The sequence below is a fragment of the Mammaliicoccus sp. P-M59 genome (assembly GCF_022386135.1).
Lineage (GTDB): Bacteria > Bacillota > Bacilli > Staphylococcales > Staphylococcaceae > Mammaliicoccus > Mammaliicoccus sciuri_A.
In genome coordinates this window covers 107,498-126,578 of sequence record NZ_JAJNJJ010000007.1, presented here as the reverse complement: position 1 = coordinate 126,578, position 19,081 = coordinate 107,498, and the positions used below count along the sequence as shown (strand labels likewise).

20 protein-coding genes are annotated in these 19,081 nt (G+C 32.3%); 4 read left to right on the top strand and 16 right to left on the bottom strand.

What is annotated here, in order from left to right:
* Positions 1-201 precede the first annotated feature (201 nt).
* The 4 genes from LQ617_RS11730 to LQ617_RS11715 all read right to left on the bottom strand — a co-directional run bounded on the left by LQ617_RS11730 (position 202) and on the right by LQ617_RS11715 (position 4,777).
* Positions 202-801, bottom strand: a complete 600-nt coding sequence (locus LQ617_RS11730) for an ATP-binding cassette domain-containing protein (protein WP_037589046.1) — start codon at positions 799-801, stop codon at positions 202-204.
* Positions 802-807: 6 nt separating this feature from the next.
* The gene (gene modB / locus LQ617_RS11725; RefSeq protein ID WP_037589047.1) at positions 808-1,476 is read right to left on the bottom strand and encodes a molybdate ABC transporter permease subunit; all 669 of its coding nucleotides are present in this window, start codon (positions 1,474-1,476) and stop codon (positions 808-810) included.
* An 11-nt stretch (positions 1,477-1,487) separates the two neighbouring features.
* Complete coding sequence (modA, locus tag LQ617_RS11720) at positions 1,488-2,255, bottom strand: molybdate ABC transporter substrate-binding protein (protein ID WP_037589049.1); 768 nt, start codon at positions 2,253-2,255, stop codon at positions 1,488-1,490.
* 161 nt (positions 2,256-2,416) lie between these two features.
* Entirely contained in the window at positions 2,417-4,777 is a 2,361-nt protein-coding gene (locus LQ617_RS11715) for an FdhF/YdeP family oxidoreductase (protein WP_126477753.1), read from the bottom strand.
* A gap of 134 nt (positions 4,778-4,911) precedes the next feature.
* Between LQ617_RS11715 and fdhD the strand changes: the two genes are divergently transcribed.
* A complete protein-coding gene (gene fdhD, locus LQ617_RS11710; protein WP_126477752.1) occupies positions 4,912-5,706 on the top strand; it encodes a formate dehydrogenase accessory sulfurtransferase FdhD in 795 nt (264 codons plus the stop codon).
* 45 nt (positions 5,707-5,751) lie between these two features.
* Here the strand turns inward: fdhD and LQ617_RS11705 are convergent, their stop codons facing one another.
* The 5 genes from LQ617_RS11705 to LQ617_RS11685 all read right to left on the bottom strand — a co-directional run bounded on the left by LQ617_RS11705 (position 5,752) and on the right by LQ617_RS11685 (position 9,326).
* Positions 5,752-6,498 carry a GNAT family N-acetyltransferase gene (locus LQ617_RS11705; RefSeq protein ID WP_037589052.1) on the bottom strand — a complete coding sequence of 249 codons (747 nt, stop codon included), beginning with the start codon at positions 6,496-6,498 and terminating at the stop codon, positions 5,752-5,754.
* A 14-nt stretch (positions 6,499-6,512) separates the two neighbouring features.
* Positions 6,513-7,064, bottom strand: a complete 552-nt coding sequence (locus LQ617_RS11700) for a biotin transporter BioY (RefSeq protein WP_239740457.1) — start codon at positions 7,062-7,064, stop codon at positions 6,513-6,515.
* Positions 7,065-7,140: 76 nt separating this feature from the next.
* The gene (locus LQ617_RS11695; RefSeq protein ID WP_126477751.1) at positions 7,141-7,995 is read right to left on the bottom strand and encodes an ROK family protein; all 855 of its coding nucleotides are present in this window, start codon (positions 7,993-7,995) and stop codon (positions 7,141-7,143) included.
* Positions 7,996-8,004: 9 nt separating this feature from the next.
* On the bottom strand, positions 8,005-8,643 hold the full coding sequence (locus tag LQ617_RS11690; protein ID WP_126477750.1) for a FadR/GntR family transcriptional regulator: 639 nt from the start codon (positions 8,641-8,643) through the stop codon (positions 8,005-8,007).
* Positions 8,643-9,326, bottom strand: coding sequence for a FadR/GntR family transcriptional regulator (locus tag LQ617_RS11685; RefSeq protein ID WP_048541137.1), 684 nt, complete (start codon positions 9,324-9,326; stop codon positions 8,643-8,645). The genes LQ617_RS11690 and LQ617_RS11685 overlap by 1 nt, the downstream gene beginning before the upstream one ends.
* Positions 9,327-9,477: 151 nt before the next feature.
* Between LQ617_RS11685 and LQ617_RS11680 the strand changes: the two genes are divergently transcribed.
* Together LQ617_RS11680 and LQ617_RS11675 are read left to right on the top strand one after the other, a co-directional pair.
* Complete coding sequence (locus tag LQ617_RS11680; RefSeq protein WP_204174858.1) at positions 9,478-10,347, top strand: N-acetylneuraminate lyase; 870 nt, start codon at positions 9,478-9,480, stop codon at positions 10,345-10,347.
* Between the two features lie 30 nt (positions 10,348-10,377).
* Positions 10,378-11,886, top strand: a complete 1,509-nt coding sequence (locus LQ617_RS11675) for a sodium:solute symporter family protein (protein WP_037589058.1) — start codon at positions 10,378-10,380, stop codon at positions 11,884-11,886.
* Positions 11,887-11,954: 68 nt separating this feature from the next.
* On the opposite strand, the gene LQ617_RS11670 is transcribed toward LQ617_RS11675, so the two are convergent.
* The 4 genes from LQ617_RS11670 to LQ617_RS11655 all read right to left on the bottom strand — a co-directional run bounded on the left by LQ617_RS11670 (position 11,955) and on the right by LQ617_RS11655 (position 14,258).
* Entirely contained in the window at positions 11,955-12,371 is a 417-nt protein-coding gene (locus LQ617_RS11670) for a type II toxin-antitoxin system HicB family antitoxin (protein WP_191836509.1), read from the bottom strand.
* Between the two features lie 65 nt (positions 12,372-12,436).
* Positions 12,437-12,622: a type II toxin-antitoxin system HicA family toxin gene (locus tag LQ617_RS11665; protein ID WP_232174430.1), complete on the bottom strand. Its 186-nt coding sequence runs from the start codon at positions 12,620-12,622 to the stop codon at positions 12,437-12,439.
* A 137-nt stretch (positions 12,623-12,759) separates the two neighbouring features.
* On the bottom strand, positions 12,760-13,692 hold the full coding sequence (locus LQ617_RS11660; protein ID WP_126477747.1) for an ABC transporter substrate-binding protein: 933 nt from the start codon (positions 13,690-13,692) through the stop codon (positions 12,760-12,762).
* Between the two features lie 191 nt (positions 13,693-13,883).
* Positions 13,884-14,258: a YbaN family protein gene (locus tag LQ617_RS11655; RefSeq protein WP_025906841.1), complete on the bottom strand. Its 375-nt coding sequence runs from the start codon at positions 14,256-14,258 to the stop codon at positions 13,884-13,886.
* Positions 14,259-14,404: 146 nt separating this feature from the next.
* On the opposite strand from LQ617_RS11655, the gene LQ617_RS11650 reads away from it, so the two are divergent.
* Entirely contained in the window at positions 14,405-15,343 is a 939-nt protein-coding gene (locus LQ617_RS11650; protein WP_037589061.1) for a DMT family transporter, read from the top strand.
* A 46-nt stretch (positions 15,344-15,389) separates the two neighbouring features.
* On the opposite strand, the gene LQ617_RS11645 is transcribed toward LQ617_RS11650, so the two are convergent.
* The 3 genes from LQ617_RS11645 to LQ617_RS11635 all read right to left on the bottom strand — a co-directional run bounded on the left by LQ617_RS11645 (position 15,390) and on the right by LQ617_RS11635 (position 19,080).
* Positions 15,390-16,559, bottom strand: coding sequence for an acyl-CoA dehydrogenase family protein (locus LQ617_RS11645; protein ID WP_204188425.1), 1,170 nt, complete (start codon positions 16,557-16,559; stop codon positions 15,390-15,392).
* A 144-nt stretch (positions 16,560-16,703) separates the two neighbouring features.
* Positions 16,704-18,095, bottom strand: coding sequence for an L-cystine transporter (locus LQ617_RS11640; protein ID WP_198471877.1), 1,392 nt, complete (start codon positions 18,093-18,095; stop codon positions 16,704-16,706).
* A 316-nt stretch (positions 18,096-18,411) separates the two neighbouring features.
* Positions 18,412-19,080, bottom strand: a complete 669-nt coding sequence (locus LQ617_RS11635; protein ID WP_037589065.1) for an ABC transporter ATP-binding protein — start codon at positions 19,078-19,080, stop codon at positions 18,412-18,414.
* Position 19,081 lies beyond the last annotated feature (1 nt).

Sequence of the window (19,081 nt, the reverse complement as noted above, 5' to 3'; positions counted from 1 at the left end):
AGTTAGAACCTCCTATTATTTGCCCTTAATTATCTATATCAATTGTAATTTTTTTCACAATGTTTATGTATTAGGGGATTACCTATACAACATGACGAATTCCCTACATTCTTTTATTTGCGCAAAAAAGCCTCAAACAAAGTGTTTAACTTTGTTTGAGGCTTCGAACATATTATTTATTTTTCACCTTACAATGAACTGTTAACTAATTTCGATAACTTCATCTGCTAAAATTTGAACTTCTTTTTTAGAATGAGACACAAGTATAATCGGTATTTGCCAAGTCTTGAAAATGGACTTTACTAACGCCATACCTTCATCTTTTGTTTCATCATCTAAACTTGAAAATGGTTCATCTAAAAGTAATAAGTTAGGTTTGACACTTAATACTCTACATAATGCAACTCTTTGTGACTCTCCACCAGATAACGTAGATGGATATTGATTTAAACAATTTTCTATACGTAAATGTTTAATCAATTGCTCTGTCTCTTTATTAGGCTCAATCATGTAATGAATATTTTCATGAACTGTCTTATGCGGAAAAAGTTGATAATCTTGAAACAGATAGCCAATATTTCTATCTTGCACTTTAATCACATGCTTTTGATCACTGAGCACTTTTTGATTAATTTCTATTCTGCAAGTTTCCGCTTCAGTAAGACCTGCAATAATATTTAATAATGTGGATTTACCTATACCTGATCGACCAACTATCGCATAAATTTTCGGAGTGTCAGCTTGGATATTTAATGATATCGTTCTGTCTTTAATTAACTTTTTAATTGATATATCAATCATCCATATCTACTCCCATTTATGATTCTTTTGATTTAATATATTAAGTGAGCTAATCACACAAACTGCAAATGCGATCAGTACAATAACCCATAACCATGCTTTGTGTTCCTCACCAGCTTGCACTAAGAAATAAATTTCTAATGGCAATGTGTTCGTTAAACCAGGAATATAGCCAGCAATCATAAGCGTTGCTCCAAATTCTCCTAACCCTCTAGCAAAACTCATCACAACACCCGAGAAAATGGAACGTTTAGATAACGGTAAAATAATCGTTCTAAAAATTTTCCCTTCACTAGCACCCATCGTTCTTGCTGAGTTAAGCATCTTTGGATTAATAGATTGAAATCCATTCATTACATGTTGATACATTAGCGGCAAACTTACAATAATCGCTGCTATTACTGCACCTACCCACGTAAAAATCACATTGATATGCAATACATCAGATAAAAATTGACCGAAAAACTTATTCTTACCGAAGACAATAAGGAGTATAAAACCCATAACTGTCGGTGGTAATACGATTGGAAGCATAATGATGCTTTCAACTACAGGCTTTAATTTACCTTTATAATTGAGCATCAACTTTGCCAGAATAATACCTAGGATACACACAATGATTGTACTGATAATTGTTACTTTAATTGATATCCATAGTGGTGTTAAGTCTGGCATAGCTTTATCTCCTATCCTTCAAAGTGATATTCTTTAAGAATTTCTTTAGCTTCTTTTGATTTTAAGAATTCAAACCATTCTTTAGCTTCTTTCTTGTCAGTAACAAGACCAGCTCTATAAGTAATTGGATGATCTAAAGGTGCATCCGCTAATTTAACAACGTTATCGACTTTTTTATCTTTACCTTTATACATATCTGTTGCGTATACAAATCCTGCTTCTGCATTTTCTTTTTGAACATAGTTTAATACTTGTTTTACATCTTTAGCGAAAACAAATGTACTTGTCATGCCGTTATATAAATCTTCTTTTTTCAAATATTCTACAGCGTAACGACCTGCTGGTACACTTTTTTCTTCACCAATTGCGACTTTGTTTGGTGCACTAACATCTTTAATATTTTTGATGCTAGAGTTTTCGTATTTAATGATAATTAATTTATTTTTAGCGTAATCATAAACTTCTTTAACTTTTTTACTATCTTGTAATTTATCAACATCAGAAGTGTTAGCAGACATTAATACGTCTACATCTGCGCCAGCTTCTACTTGTTTACGTAAACTACCTGAACCACCGTAATTGAATTTAATATTCGTATTCGGATGCTTCTTCTTAAATTCTTTTTCTAGAGCTTTAGAAACATCTGTCAAACTTGCTGCTGCTGATACTGTTAACGTCTTGCTTTCAGTTTCTTTTTTAGCTTTATCTTGGTTAGATTCTGTGCTACAACCAGCTAATACAAGTAACAAAGCAAAGACTAATGTTAAAAATCTTTTCATGACTTCTTTCCTTCCTTTTTAGATATGTACAAACTTAATTTACACCTTTATTTATACTATTGTAAGGCTCAAGTACATTTTTTCACAAATTATCCTTAAAGTATAGTGAAATTTGTAATTATAGGGAATATCCTTATTTATTTGAGGCTACTCCCTACCTATTATTGCATCGGTATTTCTTCTAAATCTTTAATCGGTTTTTCATAATAGTCTCTATCTTTTTTAGCGTTAAATCTGTCCGCTTTTTCTACTTTGACTGTTATGTTGTAATCAGGAATCTTAGCGTATTTCTCATATCTACCTCTAGGTAATAAGTAGTTGCCTTCAGGGAAATAGACTTCAATGTTCCCTTTTAATATATCTACATATTTTGCGACACCTTGGAATACGCCGAATCCATTATGTAATACAACTCCTTCACCTTCAGCGATGCTTAACCTATCAGCATCTTCTTTATTCATTAATACATCATATCTTCCACCATGGTTAAAGGATTCATAATCACCATATACCATTGAGTTAAATTGTTTACCTCTTCTTGTCGTTAACATGAAATCATCAGGTTGTCTGTTTAAGTCTGGAATGTCTACACTGATTAAATGACCTTTGCCATCTTCAGTTGGACAAATACCATCTTCACATAACCAAGCGCCACCCCACTGGAAGACATCTCCTTGATTTTTTAAATGTTGGATACCATCATAATCTGGATTTGCTTTAGCAATCTCTTCTCTAATAGACTGACCATCTTTAAAATCAATTAAATGTGCTTGTTCAGGTTTAACACGTTTAGCTAAATCAATATATATTTGCCACTCTGATCTTGCTTCTTTTATTCTATTTTGATTCCCTTCAATTACTGGTGAGTAATAAACCATGCGTTCTGTCGAAGTAGACGTGCCACCACCATCTTGCTCATATCGTGTCTTGGCAGGTAAAACAATAACCGTTTCTTTCGCATCAACTAAAGTAGATGTATTTAAAATAATATCTTGATGTACTCTAAGTTCTAAATTCTCTAAAGCTTTTTGTATAAATGTTGGGTCAGGCATCGTTTCTAAGAAATTCCCACCGGACATGTAATAACATTTAATTTTACGTTCATGATCATCTGGTAACATAATATTTTCTAACGTTACACCAACCGTATCTCCTTGCCAATCCGCAATATCAAATCCCCATAACTTCTCAATACGCTTTTTATTTTCTCCATCAAAAGCACCGCCTGGTAATACAAATGGATCACAGCCCATTTCTCCAGTACCTTGCACACTAGAATGTCCTCTAAACGGCATTAGACCGCTATGTTTTCTACCTAAGAATCCTCTTAATAAAGCTAAATTACATACTTGTGATATATTATCCGTCGCAAACTCATGCATCGTTAATCCAAGCGCCCAGGCAAATACAGCATTTTGAGCATTGGCAAGTTCAAGCGCTAATTTGTAAATTTGATTTTTAGAAATACCACTTGATTGTTCAATCTCTTCCCAAGACTGCTTCTCGACTGTTTCTTTAAGTTCTTCATAGTTTGTAACATGTTCTTCAACAAACTTATGATTAATTGCAGAACCATATGCTTGTTCTTCCATTTCAAACCAGTGTTTCATAATACCGTGCATAAATGCAATGTCACCACCGATATTAACTTGGTAGAATTCGTCAGCAACATTTGTACCAAATAATGCTGATTCTGCCACAGATGGAATCCAATATTTATCCATTGCTGGTTCTTTATATGGATTGATAACGATGATTTTTGTTCCTTTTTTCTTTGCTTCAAGCATATATTTAGTTGAAACAGGCGAAGCATTAGATGCTACACTTCCCCAAAACAGTAATACGTCCGTACCTATCCAGTCTTGGTAATTTGCTGTTGAAGCACCTACACCTACTGAACGTTTCATCGCCGTTTTACTAGGTGAATGACATATTCTAGAAGCATTGTCGATATTGTTAGCACCTAAATATCTCGCGACTTTACCTGCAACATAATATGATTCATTCGTAATACCTCTTGAAGTTAAATAAAAAGCATAATTTCTCGGATTCAATGATTTCATTTTTTGAGCTATTGTTTGCATCGCTTCTTCCCAAGAAATACGTATAAACTTACGATCGCCTTTTCGTCTCATCATTGGATAAGGAATACGACCTAATTGTCTTAATTCTGTGCTATTATATTTTCTCAATTCATCTATATCTTGATGTAAAATTTCTGGTTTAATTTCTGGCATTGTATTGAGTCTTAAAACATTAAATCGTGTTGTACACATGTGAGGACCGGTTAAAGTTTGATCGCTTAATCCAGATACACCTAATGCACAACCGTCACAGACACCTTTAGTGATAATATTTTTAGCGTAATTTAAATTATCTTTATTATCCCAAACTATTTTCATTGTATCTCTTATATGTTTAGGCTTTACTTTACCTAGTCCAAAAGGTATTGGACTCACCCAAAATTCTGGTGCCGGCTTTAAATCTTTCTTCATAGGACCTTGATGTTTAGTCTTACCCATTTTTACCCCTCCATGATTTCACTTACATTTATTATATGAAATCACAATATATTTTGAAAGTGCTTTCACTTTATTATTAGTAGGTTACAAAGTAAAATAAACCTATTAAACAATTATTTAAATGGGGAATTATTATGAAGCAAAATATGACTTACAATCTGCCAATATTAAAATACCAAAACGGTCAATTTATTGAGACAACGGATAGCTACGTAACAGAATTTCCTATTACGATTATTATAAACGGAGAAGAGTTTGCAACAATCGTTTGTTCACCTAAAGATTTAGAAGAACTCGTGCTCGGATTTATTGCTTCTGAAGGAGTTATAAAGAAGAAATCTGAAATTAAATCTATTTCAATAGACGATTCTAAAGGTTTTGCACATGTAGAACTCACGAAAGAGATTGATGTCAATTTCAAAAAGAATACTCAACGCATGATTTCGTCGTGTTGTGGTAAAAGTAGAGCGTTCTATTTTAATAACGATGCCGTAACAGCCAAAGTGTCACAATCTAAAATAAACATTACGCCTCAACAAATTATAACTATGATGGATAAACTACATGAAGAAAGTAAGATTTTCAAAGAAACAGGTGGTTTGCATAATGCGGCCATAAGTGATGGAGATGGCTTCTATTTACATCGATCCGATATTGGTAGACATAACGCATTAGATAAATTATATGGTTATTGTATAGAACATGACATTCCAATCAGAAATAAAGTACTCATCTTTAGTGGAAGAATTTCCTCGGAAATATTAATCAAAGCATCTAAAATTGGTGTTGGCATAATCTTGTCTAAATCAGCACCAACTAACTTAGCAATTGGATTAGCACATGATTTAAATATAACAGCCGTTGGATTTATAAGAGATGGCAGCTTTAATGTATATAGCCACGCTAATAGAATACAAAACCAATCCTAACAATAAATAAACAGGTTGAGACATCATTGCTGCCTCAACCTGTTTTTATTTGTATTCTTTTAATGTTTCAAATTGAAATCCACTATAAATATAACCTTGTCTTTTATACATATCTTTAGCTGTATCTTCACCATCAGCTACAAGAATTATTGGTTTATCTTTAGCGATTTCTGCTACGAAGGCTTGCATTTTCGTTCCTATACCTAACCTTCTATATATTTCTCGAACACCAAAGCTATCTAATTCTACATACTTCTCATTCATCCATATAAGCAACATACCTGCAGGCTTACCTTTATAATAAGATAATACTTGAATCGGATTATCACTATGTAATTGTTTTTTATTTAATTCAACTTTAAGCTCTGCATAATCTTTGCCATATGCTTCATCTTGTTCATATGATACGTTCAAAAAATCAACAATGTTATCCTCATTCGTTAGAACAACTTCAATGTCTTGATTGGCATCACTTTCAAAGTTCTTCTCAGCATTGATATATAATTCTAACCAACCTGTTTCATAACCTTGAAATTTTAAATATTCTCTTAATTCAATATCGATTGTTTCATTTTCAGGAAAGACAAATTTAAGAAAAGGCTGATTATTTTTTTCATGGATTTCTTTTAACATTGCTTCATCTGCTTTAAACGTATCTATGTCTGGCATTTCTTTATATACAATTTTGTTAGAATCATACTGAATACGTTTATCCAATGTTTGGTAATGTATATACCTATTTGTTTCAGTCAAAACCTTTCCATCTGTTTCTATATCTTTAAATGAAACCATCGTTATTCACCTCATTAAGTATTTCTTAATCGTTTTATTTCGGGTACGTTCTTCAAGCTAAATAATAACATAGTTGCTAATATTGCTTTAACAATATCACCTGGTAAGAACGTTGCTGCTAATATGTATCTTTTAGCGATTGAAATATTCATAAACTCACCCATCACAAATCCGCCAATTAAATTGAGTAATAGAACCCCAATGACAATATTAATTGTTAACGCATATGTAAACGAGAGCTCTTTCCACTTTCTATCTATAAAGAATCCAATTAAAAATGCAACAACTGGGTAGCCAAATAAATAACCAGCAGATGGACCAAAGAATACACCTAGTCCACCTCTAACACCTGATAATAATGGCAGTCCTGTTGCAACAAGTAATAAGAAGATAATTACACTTAATGTACCTCTTTTATATCCTAATAAACATCCCGCTAATATGATACCAATATTTTGTAGAACGATTGGTACCGGCATAAACGGTAATGGAATTGGTGGTATAAATGCTAATACTGAAATAAAAGCAGTAAACATTGCTATAATAACGATATCTTTAGTTTTCAAATTCTTCACTCCTAATATAAGATAACGATATTATACCACATTGTTAACCAATGTAAATTACAGGTTAACAATTATTTTATAAACATGAAATAGCACCATATAAAGCTGAATCATTTCCTTTTGAAGTGACTTCAATTTTGGCATGACCATAATCAGTTGGTAAATAATCATCGATAAATGGTTCAATCAATGAAAGTAGTCTTTCTTCTTGTTTAGAAATACCTCCGCCAATCAGTATTATTTCTGGATCAAACATAATTTGAACTTGCGCAATACCTTCTGCTACGTGTTTAGCCCATTGATTAAGGATGTCTTGAGCTTTTTCATCATTTTGATACGCCAAATCAAATAATTTCTCGACTTGAACCTCTTCATTGTAATTGGCACTGATTAATTTTTTTAAAGCGGTCGTTGAGCCTCTATCTTCATATGTTGTATCCGTTTCTTTATCATATAATAAATAGCCTATTTCACATGCTCTATACTTTTTACCTTCTAATAATTGATTTTCATAATATGCGCCACCTATACCTGTACCAATCGTCATTAAAAATATCGATTGAACTGCTCTATCAAACGTTAACAATTCACCAAGTAACGCGCATGATACATCGTTATTAACCGCTACTTTACCAGCAATATCTGCTAATGATTGTTTAAAATTTGTACCATTATAATATGGTATCGTAGGTCCAGCATATGTAATTTCACCTTTATGTGAATCCACGACACCTGCTGTAGAAATACCAACTTCAGGTTTATTTAAGTTAAATTCTTTAGTATATGATTCAACGATGCCTTTAACCGCTTCAACAATACCCCCATCTTTATTATGTGGTGTTTCAATTTTTTGATAACTATGTATTGTGTGGTGATCATCAATTGCACCAGCTTTAATAAATGTACCACCTATATCAATTGCAATTTTCATAATATCCTCCTAAAAAGACAAATGTGTCGTCATAAGTTCTTTAGCTAATTGCACATCTTTGTTGGCAATTGCTTCGATAATTTTCTTATGCATTTCATTCGTTTGAATATAATTAATTTCTTTCCCTTCTTCTTCAATATGATAGAAGTAAGACTGAATAACAGAGCTTAATTGTTCAAATAATACATTTCCTGTAGTACTTAATAACGTTTGATGAAATGCTTTATCATTCTCATAATGATTGATAACATCTTCATTTACAATTGCTTTTAATTCACTGATATCTTTATCCAATTTAACGATTTCTTCAATAGCTGCACATTCAAAAATAATTCTCAATGAAAGTAAATCATTTTTCGAACCATTTGCGACTTGAAAACTAAATAGAAATCCTTCAACTAAACTAGAGATATCTGGTGCTTTGATAACCGTTCCTCTTCCTTGAACTGTCTCGATCACACCTGTATGTTCTAGATAACTCAAAGCTTCTCTTACAACTGAACGACTCACACCATACATTTCAGTAAACGCACGTTCTGTCGGTAAGCGATCCCCTTCTGTCATGCCTTTATCCAAAATATATTGTTTAATTTCTTGTAATACTTGTGACTTCAAACTTTGGACTTCAATCTTATCTAATTTACCCATCATTTTTGCTCCAATTCTTCTATCCACTCAACGACTCTAGACAGATGTTTATTAATAATGTCATGTGCTAAAGTTAAATTTTGTTTCTCAATTGCTTCTATTAAATCAGCATGTTCTTTGTAAGATTTTTCTATATCTTCTTTATCAACGATTTGATTAAACTGGTTCTTATCGAAATACTCTTTAATAACTTTACTCATCGTGATTAATGTTTGATTTTCAGTAAAGATAATAATCGTTTCATGAAAGGCTGAATCATAATGCGCAAATTTTTGAGATTTGTTGAAAGACTCATAATAAATATCATTCAAATCTCTTAGTTTATTCGCATCGATTACGATTTTATTTTCTATTAAGAGTCGTATCGCACCAAGTTCTAATATTTTACGCACTTCCAGTAATTCTTTAATTTTAAAACCATGCACTTTCATATGTGACTCAAAAAGCATTGATAAATGTTTATTCTTCTCTGTTATAAACATGCCACTTCCTGATTTAACTTGAATGAGACCACTTTGCTGCAAGCGACTAATCGCTTCTCTCACAACTGTGCGACTCACCCCTAATTGTTCGACAAGCATTTTCTCTGAAGGTAGTTTATCTCCATTATCAAATTGATGTTCTGCTATATATTCTTTTAATTTTTCAACAGCCACATCAACGAGTGATGTTCGTTTCATCATTTTACCTACCTCCTCTTAATTATTTATTTTATCATAAGTGATGTATCAAATAATAAAACGATTGACAGAAGAATATGTATTCGCTTACAATATGATTATAAATTGGTCTGACAATATTATCAATTAATAAATATAAAGGAGTTTTTTTTAAATGAAAGGATTATATTCTGCATTACTCGTGCCATTTGATGAGGAAGGCAATATTTTAGAATCAGGTTTAAGACAAATCATTCGCCAAAATATCGATAAACAACAAGTAGATGGTTTATATGTAAATGGTAGTTCTGGTGAAAATTTCTTAATGAATACTGAACAGAAGAAGAAAGTCTTTGAAATTGTTAAAGACGAAGTAGGATCAGACGCTAAATTAATCGCACAAGTTGGTGCATTAGATTTAAACGAATCGATCGAATTAGGTAAATTTGCTACAGAATTAGGTTATGATGCGTTATCAGCTGTAACACCATTTTATTACCCATTCAAATTCGAAGAGATCAAGTATTACTACAATGCCATCATTGAAGCTACTGGTAATGAAATGATTATTTATTCAATTCCAGCATTAACTGGTGTTAACTTATCTATACAACAATTTGAAGAACTTTTCGAAAATGAAAAAATCATCGGTATTAAATATACTGCTGCTGACTTCTACTTATTAGAAAGAATTAGAAAAGCATTCCCAGACAAATTAATACTTTCTGGCTTTGATGAAATGCTTATTCAAGCTGCTGTGTCAGGTGTAGATGGTGCGATTGGTTCAACTTATAACATCAATGGACAACGTGCTAGACAAATCTTTAATTTAGCTAAAGAAGGCAAAATTGAACAAGCATATGAAATTCAACATGAAACAAACGATATTATTGAGCAAGTATTAGCTTTAGGTATTTATCCTACTTTAAAAGCTGTTCTTAATGAAAATGGCATTGAGGCTGGTACGACTAAACGACCACTCGCGCCATTAGATGAAGCATCACTCAAAAAAGTTAAAGAACTTGTTTCTAAATACAATTTATAATTATTTGATGTACAAAGGGGATGTCATATTATGAATGAAGTAGGATTTGGTACAGGAAACTGGATTGCATTAATTTTATATTTAATTGCAACGTTATTAGTAGGTGTATATTTTACAAAAAGAGCTGGTCAAGATACAGACGCGTTCTTCAAAGCAAAAGGTAGAGTCCCTGCATGGGCAGTTGGATTCTCAATTTATGCGACAACTTTAAGTGCGATTACTTATATGGGAACACCAGAAAGAGCATTTAATACAGACTGGTCTTATGCAGCAGGAAATATCGCCATTATCGCGATCATTCCATTACTGATTTATTTCTATATTCCATTCTTCAGAAAGCTTGATGTAACAACAGCTTATGAATATTTGGAAGAAAGATTTGGTATCACAATGCGTGTTATTGGATCTTTAGCATTTACATTATTCCATATTGGTCGTGTTGCGATTGTTATTTATTTACCAACATTAGCAATCACTTCCGTTTCAGATATTAACCCATATTTAATCGCAGCGTTAGTTGGATTATTATGTGTTATCTATACGTTTATGGGCGGTATAGAAGGGGTTATTTGGAGCGACGTTATTCAAGGTATTATCTTATTAGGTGGTGCTGTTGCCGTTATCTTCTTAGGTGCTTTCCAAATTGATGGAAACTTCGGTACAGTCTTAAATGAAGCTGTACAAGATAAGAAGTTTGTCTCAGTGGATAACTGGAAATTCGGGACTGCTGCCGCTGCAATTCCAATTATATTTATTGGTTCTATCTTTAATAACTTACACCAATACACTGCCAGCCAAGATATCGTTCAACGTTATCAAACAACTGGTTCAATATCATCAACAAACAAATCATTATGGACTAACGGGTTATTAGCGTTTATTACAATCCCTATCTTCTACGGAATGGGAACTGTGTTGTATTCCTTCTATAATAATGTTACATCTTTACCAGAAGGATTTAATACATCAGCTATCGTACCTTATTTCATTCTGACACAAATTCCACCATTTGTTGGCGGATTATTAATCGCTGCTATATTTGCTGCAGCACAATCAACAATTTCTTCAAGCTTGAACTCAATTTCAGCCTGTGTAGTTGTCGATTTAAAACAAAGATTTTCTAAAACAAATAACGCTAAAAATGATGTATTATTAGCAAGAATCATCATTATTCTTGCAGGTGTCTTTGGTACATTAGCATCATTATACTTAATTAATCAAAAGACAAACGAAACTTGGGATTTATTCTTACTTGTAACAGGACTATTCGGTGTACCAATCGCCGGCGTGTTTGCAGTAGGTATATTCACTAAGAAAGCCAATACTTATGGTGTTATCATCGGACTAATCGTCGCAGCAATCGTTTCTTACTTTGTAGGAAAAACAGATATCACACCATTTACAGTATCCGTTATCGGTTTCTTTATCGCATTTATTGTAGGTTACTTAGCAAGCTTACCATTCGCAAAACACAACAAGAATATCGTAGGCTTAACCATTCATACAATTAACGATCAATACGTGAAAGAAACAAAATAATGAACTATATTAAAAGCAGGGACATCGGGGTCCCTGCTTTTTATTTTTTATTTTTTATATAATGTTCTTTAATCTTCTTTATGACCTTCCCCTAATTCTAATTCCTTTCTAAGTGCACGTTGTAAAGTCTGACTAAAGTTAATTTTCTTTTTTTTGCCTAACTCTACCATATATTTAGGGAGAGTTACCATTTTATTTACCGTCTTATTTTCTTCACGTAACCTCACAATATTTGTGTCTACTTTAACTAGCTGAAGTTGTTGCTGACTTTTTAAATTTCTTGCAAGATCATGATAGTTAGTAGGATTAGGAATATAATCATGGTCATCCTCCATTACTAATAAATGACCTCCTAGAGCATCAGAAGCCATATCAATAGCATCCTCTATATTTTCACCAAAAGTATTAGCTCCAGGCAGATCAGGAAATGAAACATTGTAAAATTTATCTTCTTTTTCTAATAAGGCATAAAAATGGTATTTCATATCATCCACTCCTATTATAAAATCTTGCGTATTTTTAATTATAAATCAAAGAAGTAACAAGCAGGTTATAATAATCCTGCTTGTTTTAAAATTGAGTACTCAGTACCTCGAGGTAAATCTTTTTTTGGATGTGGTACTGTGACTTTCCCTGGCTTTTTATCATGTTTATAATGATAATGACTACCTACAACCTTAACCAGGTACCATCCATCTCTCTCAATTTTCTTGATAACTTCTTTTGATGAACTCAATGTGACTTACCTCCTATAAACATTAAAACATATGTTTAAACATATGTAAATTTCCAAGACAATAAAAAAGCAGAGACTGACGTCCCTGCTTTTTATATTCTGATAATGAGAATCGGTGTTATAGCATTTGCTATTGATTATTCAGCTTTTTTAAGAATTTCATCTTTTAAGTATTTACGTTGCATTTCTAATGAATATGGATCGTTATACCAGAATGTTTGTGCATCAATTTCGATGACTTTATCATTTTTAACTGCTGGAATTGATTTCCATGATTCAGTTTTAGTGAATTCTGGTTTTGCTTGTCCTTTTGTTACTGGTAAGAATAAGTAATCTCCAGAATATTTTTCAATTTCTTCTTGAGAGATTTTTTTCCAACCGTCTTTCTTAACATCTTTTTCAATGCTTTCTGGCATTGCTAAACCGAATGCTTGGTATAATACTTCTGTTCCTCTACCCCAGTTTTCACCGTAAGTATAGATGTCTTTTTGGAATGCTTCAATAACTGATACTGTAGTATCTTCGCCGATTTTATCTCTAATTTCTTTCCCGTCTTTAGAAGTTTCTTTCTTCCATTTTTCTACCCATTCTTTTGCTTTATCTTCTTTACCAACTAATTTACCTAATTCTACTTGCATGTCTAAGTAATTGTGTTTTGCATAGTCGTAAGGAATTGTTGGTGCGATTTTATTATATTTCTTTAAGTTTTTATCTGCGTTATATGTAATGATTAAGTCTGGTTTTAATTTAGCTACTTGTTCAACATTGTCTTCACTAACTTTTTCAATACCTTTAATTCTATCTTTAAGTATTGGTGTTTGATCTGTAGAAGCTGGTACACCCACAGGTTTAACACCTAAGTGTAATAAGCCACCAACGTATGATGGTGCTAATACAACAATACGTTTAGGGTTTTTCGGGATATCTATTTTTTTACCGTCATCTAATTTATAACTTACTGTATCTTTACTTGATTTTGTTTTACTGCTGCTCTCTTTCTCATCAGATTTATTGCCACAAGCAGCAACAACTAATGCTAAAGCCATAATAAACACTAAAAGTTTCTTCATAATTATCCTCCCAATTGATAATGACTCTCATTTTCATCTTTGTCTATTATATAACCCTTCAATATATATAGCAATAGAATTTTTAAATTTATATAACTTTTTTATTCTATTTTACAATAATAATGATGTTTGCAAATACAACAAAAAAATACCGATAAAAGACGTTACGTCATTTTATCGATATTTTAATATTATGATTTATTTTTACTTGGTAAAGTTTTAACAAAAGTGAATAATACAACAGTTTGGAAGAATAACATGATGCAAAGACCTATGCGAATATAAAAATGATCGACCATCCAAATTGAAAAGCCTACAACGATATATACACTTATAAGCAGTTCAAATTTTTTCTTTAAAGTGTACCCTCTATATTTTTGAAAATCTTCTACATATTCTTTATAAACTTTTGTGCTTACTAACCAACTATGGAATTTATCTGAACTTTTAGCAAAACAAAATACTGCTAATAATATAAAAGGTGTTGTAGGTAATAACGGCAATACAGCGCCAGCAAATCCTAATATAGTAGCAAGTATACCAACTGATATTAATACAAATTTCATGCGGAAACCTCACTTTTAACTCATTATGTTCATTATAAGAACGCATATTATAAAATTGCAAGTAAAACATTTCAACTTATTGTTTAATAATTTATCAAATGCTAAAATTAATTAATTAACATCTTTTAGAATCGAGGGGCTTATAAGTGCAAAACAAACAACTAAAAGGTACTTTATTAGTGATGCTTGGCGCTACTTTTTGGGGATTAGGTGGAACAGTTACTGAAAAGTTATTTACAGAATATCATTTACCTGTTTCATTATTTGTAGCTGAAAGATTGATATTAAGTGGATTTTTCCTTTTGCTCATTGCAAAATTAATTCAGAAACATCCTTTAACAAATATATTTAGAGTCAAACATTCATTATTTCAATTGATTATATATGCTTTATTCGGCATGTTAGGTGTGCAATACACATTTATGGCGACAATTGATAAAGGTAATGTTGCGATCGCTACTTTGTTACAATTTTTAGCACCAGTCGTCATATTACTTTATTTACTAATTACTAGAAAAAGTAAGTTTAGAATAACAGATATCATCATTATTGTGTGTTCACTATTTGGAACGAGCTTATTATTAACAAATGGTGATTATGCCACATTATCAGTCCCTCCAAATGCTATCGTATGGGGATTACTAACAGCTTGTGCAGCTGCTTTTTATACTGTATATGCTGTTAAATTATTTTTAAATTGGCCATCTCTTGTTGTTATCGGTTGGTCAATGTTTATTGGCGGTATTGCACTTTCAATTATCAACTTAGACTTCTCATTTCCTTGGCATTTATTAGATGTTCAAGGTGTGATTTATTTCATCTTTGTGATCACTTTCGGAACGATGTTTGCTTTTTGGATGTATTTAGAAAGCGTGAAGTATATTAGCCCACAAACAACTGCATTATTTGGTGTGCTTGAACCCGTAACAGCAGTTATATCTTCAGTTCTATGGTTAAAAGTACCATTTGGATTGTGGCAACTTATTGGCATGATTGTCATCTTGGTTGTCGTACTATATATGTCAGTAGGCATGAAACCAAGACGTAAAAAACGTAAAAAAGTCATACAAACAGATCAATTATAATAAAAAATTGGGTTGAGACATGATGTTATGTCCCAACCCAATCCTTTTATTTAAGTTTACTTCTTTCTTCTCTAGCTTTTTTAGCTAATTTTGTAATGGTTACATCATCCATCGGTGGATTGTGTAAGCCAGCTCTTATATCTCTATAATAGCGTTGTAACGGTCTTTCCATTTGTAAGCTTTTCGCACCTACAATTCTCATCGCGATATCGATGATTTTAATAGAGTGATTCACAACAACATGTTTAGCTGCACCTAATTCAACATCTATAACTGCATCTGTTATAGAAGGATTTAAATATTTATTGATTACACTATATATATAATGTCTTGCTGTCGTTAATTCTAATTCCATCTGACCAATATTTTGTTGAACAGCTGGAATATCAGCAATTACGCCATCGATACTTCCAGGACTATATTCATTTGCAAAATCAACAGCATAATCTCGTGCTGCTTGGCCAATACCTAAGTATACTGCTGGAATATGTAAATTCCACGGGTTGATATTATTGCCTCTTGGGCCATTCGCAACTTCTACTAAGTATTTCTCATGTACTTTAACATCATCTAACACTAAATCATGACTTTCAGTAGCACGCATACCTACCATATTCCAATTCTCTGCTATTGATAAACCTTCAGATTCTCTTGGTATTAAAAAGAAACCGAGTGCTTCTTTTTCAGGTACATATGCACCAACAAGAAAATGCGTTAACCTTTGACTCATTGTTGTAAATGTCTTAACACCATTTATAATGTAATGATCTCCGTCACGATCAGCATGTGTACTTGGACGTGCACCTCGAGTTGGACTGCCTGTTTCCGCTTCACTTACAGCTCTATTAACAATCGCACCATTTAATACTTCTTCTGCAAATTCATCTAATAACTCTTGTGTCCATAATTTTTCTTGATAAATTTGACCAACTACACCCATATGCCAACCAATGGCTAATGCCGTCGCACCATCAATTCTACCTAGCGTTTCTTGGAATAAAATGATATCTTCTGGTGTCGCACCTTCGCCACCATATGATTTTGGAAGTACAATTTTCGTATAGCCTTCATCAATTAACCAATTAATATTTTCATATGGAAATTCTGAATTTAAATCATTTTTTTCAGCGTGTTTTTGTAATGACGCTTTATGATTTTCTATTTTATTAACCCATTTTTGTTGGAATTCATTCTTAATAAATAAATCTCTACTCATCGTGTCCACACTCCTTATTATCACTTTATCATTGTATTTATTTGCTTTCAATATATATCCGAGCATACCTATAAGTTTTTATAAAAAACAGGCAATACTGAAATTTACGATTGGTATCAGTATGTGCCTGTATAAAATTAATGATTAATATGATTCTCCAAGTTCATTGAAGTCTTGGTCATTGTATTTTTCTTCATCCAATTGTCCTGTAATTTTAGCAGTAGCTGTACCAGCTAACATTGAATCATTAACATTCAATGCTGTTCTACCCATATCGATTAATGGCTCAACTGAAATTAATACCCCTGCTAAAGCAATAGGTAAATTCAATGTTGAAAGTACGAGTATAGCGGCAAATGTTGCACCGCCACCTACACCTGCTACACCAAATGAACTGATGACTACAACACCGATTACAGATAAGATAAACGGTAAATCAATGTCAATACCTGCACTTGGCGCAATCATCATAGCTAACATCGCTGGATATATACCCGCACAGCCATTTTGTCCGATTGATAAACCGAATGAACCTGCAAAGTTAGCAATACCTTCTGGAACACCTAGTCTAGTTGTTTGTGTTTGAACATTTAATGGTAACGTTCCTGCACTTGATCTAGACGTAAACGCGAATAATAACGTTTCACTAGCTTTTTTAACATAAGTAGCTGGGTTTAAACCAACAACAGATACTAAGATTAAATGTATGATGAACATCGTAATTAATGCTGCATAAGATGCGACAACAAACTTACCTAATGTCCATACTGCTTCAAAGTTACTTGTCATCACCGTTTTAGTCATAATCGCTAAAATTCCGTAAGGTGTTAATCTTAATACAAAAGTAACAATTCCCATAACTAAGGCATAAATTGCATCAATACCTCTTTTAATTAAGTTACCTTTTTCAGGTTCTTTTCTCATCACACGTAAGAAACTAAATCCAACAAATCCGGCAAATATAACAATCGCGATTGTTGAAGTACCTCTAGCACCTGTGAAATCTAAAAATGGATTTGCAGGTAACAATTCAAGAATTTGTGATGGTAAATTATTAGCCGTCATATCTTTAGAAGTTTGTTCTATTTCTTGACCACGACTATTTTCCACACTACCTAAATCTATTTGTGATGCATCTAAATTGAATAGCATCGCATAAATAATACCAACTAAAGCTGCAACAGCAACTGTTCCTAATAAGAATGTAAATATCCAAGCGCCAGCTTTAGCAAAGTTTTGACCAATTGTTATTTTAGTAAATGCTGAAACAATTGATATAAAGATAAGTGGCATAACGATCATTTGTAATAGTTTTACATAACCAGTACCTACAATATCAAACCATGAAGCTGTCGACTCTGTTACTTTAGAATCTACACCGTAAATAAGATGTAAAGCTAAACCAAACACAATCCCTATTCCTAAACCTATAAGAACACGTTTAGAGAACTTTACATGTTTCTTATTTAAATAACCTAATAAACCAATAAATAATAAGAAAACAATAATATTAATAACTACCCAAAGTGTTTCCATTAAAGGACCTCCCAAAAACATTTAATTCCGATACATTAAATAAGAATACACTTTAAAAATATGTTTTGCAATACGTTTTTCTTATTCTAAAATTTCAGATAAATACAATCAAAAAAACATACTAAGATCATTGTTTGAATAACCTTAGTATGTTTTAAATTATGATGATTTTTTTAATTACTTACGGTCGCTTTAGTTACAATTCCACTGACTTTTGTTACTATAGGCGTCCTTAGTTACAATTCCGACGACTTTTGTTACTATGGCGGCTCTTAGTTACAATTCCACCGACTTTTGTTACTAACGACCGCCTTATTCACAATACAAGACTGTCTTCAAATGTCCAAGATTTATCGGTTAATATATTTCTATAGAATGGATCTTTACCGATTAACTTAATTTCATCTGCTAAGCTTTCGACTTCATCTAAATGGTGAGTTGTTAATATAATGAGTCTTGTTGTTTTTAAATGATTTAATAATTTATGAATATCAAATCTGGATTTCAAATCAATACCTACTGTTGGTTCATCTAAAATTAATATACTTGGATTTCCGAGCAGTCCGATTAATAAATTAACTTTACGTTTTGTTCCTCCAGAAAGCGAAGAAATTTTTGCTTTTCTTTCATATAAATTTAACTGATTACAGTAATCTTCTATAAGCTCTGAAGATATAGGTTGTTTATTTAATGCTTTAAAAAATTCTATATTTTCGTTAACTGTCATATGTTCAAATAGTGCAATATCTTGAGGTATATAACCTATGATTTCTTTGATTTTTTTATTGCTTAACTTTTTCCCAAAATAACGGATATCTCCACTATCTGGATTTTCTAATGCTGTAATCATTCTTAGCAATGTCGACTTACCCGCACCATTTTCCCCTAATAATACAGTAAGTGTTTTATCCTTAAATGTTGTATTAAAGTCATGGAAAATTTCTTTATCTTTATACTTCTTTGATAAATGCTCTATTGTAATCATG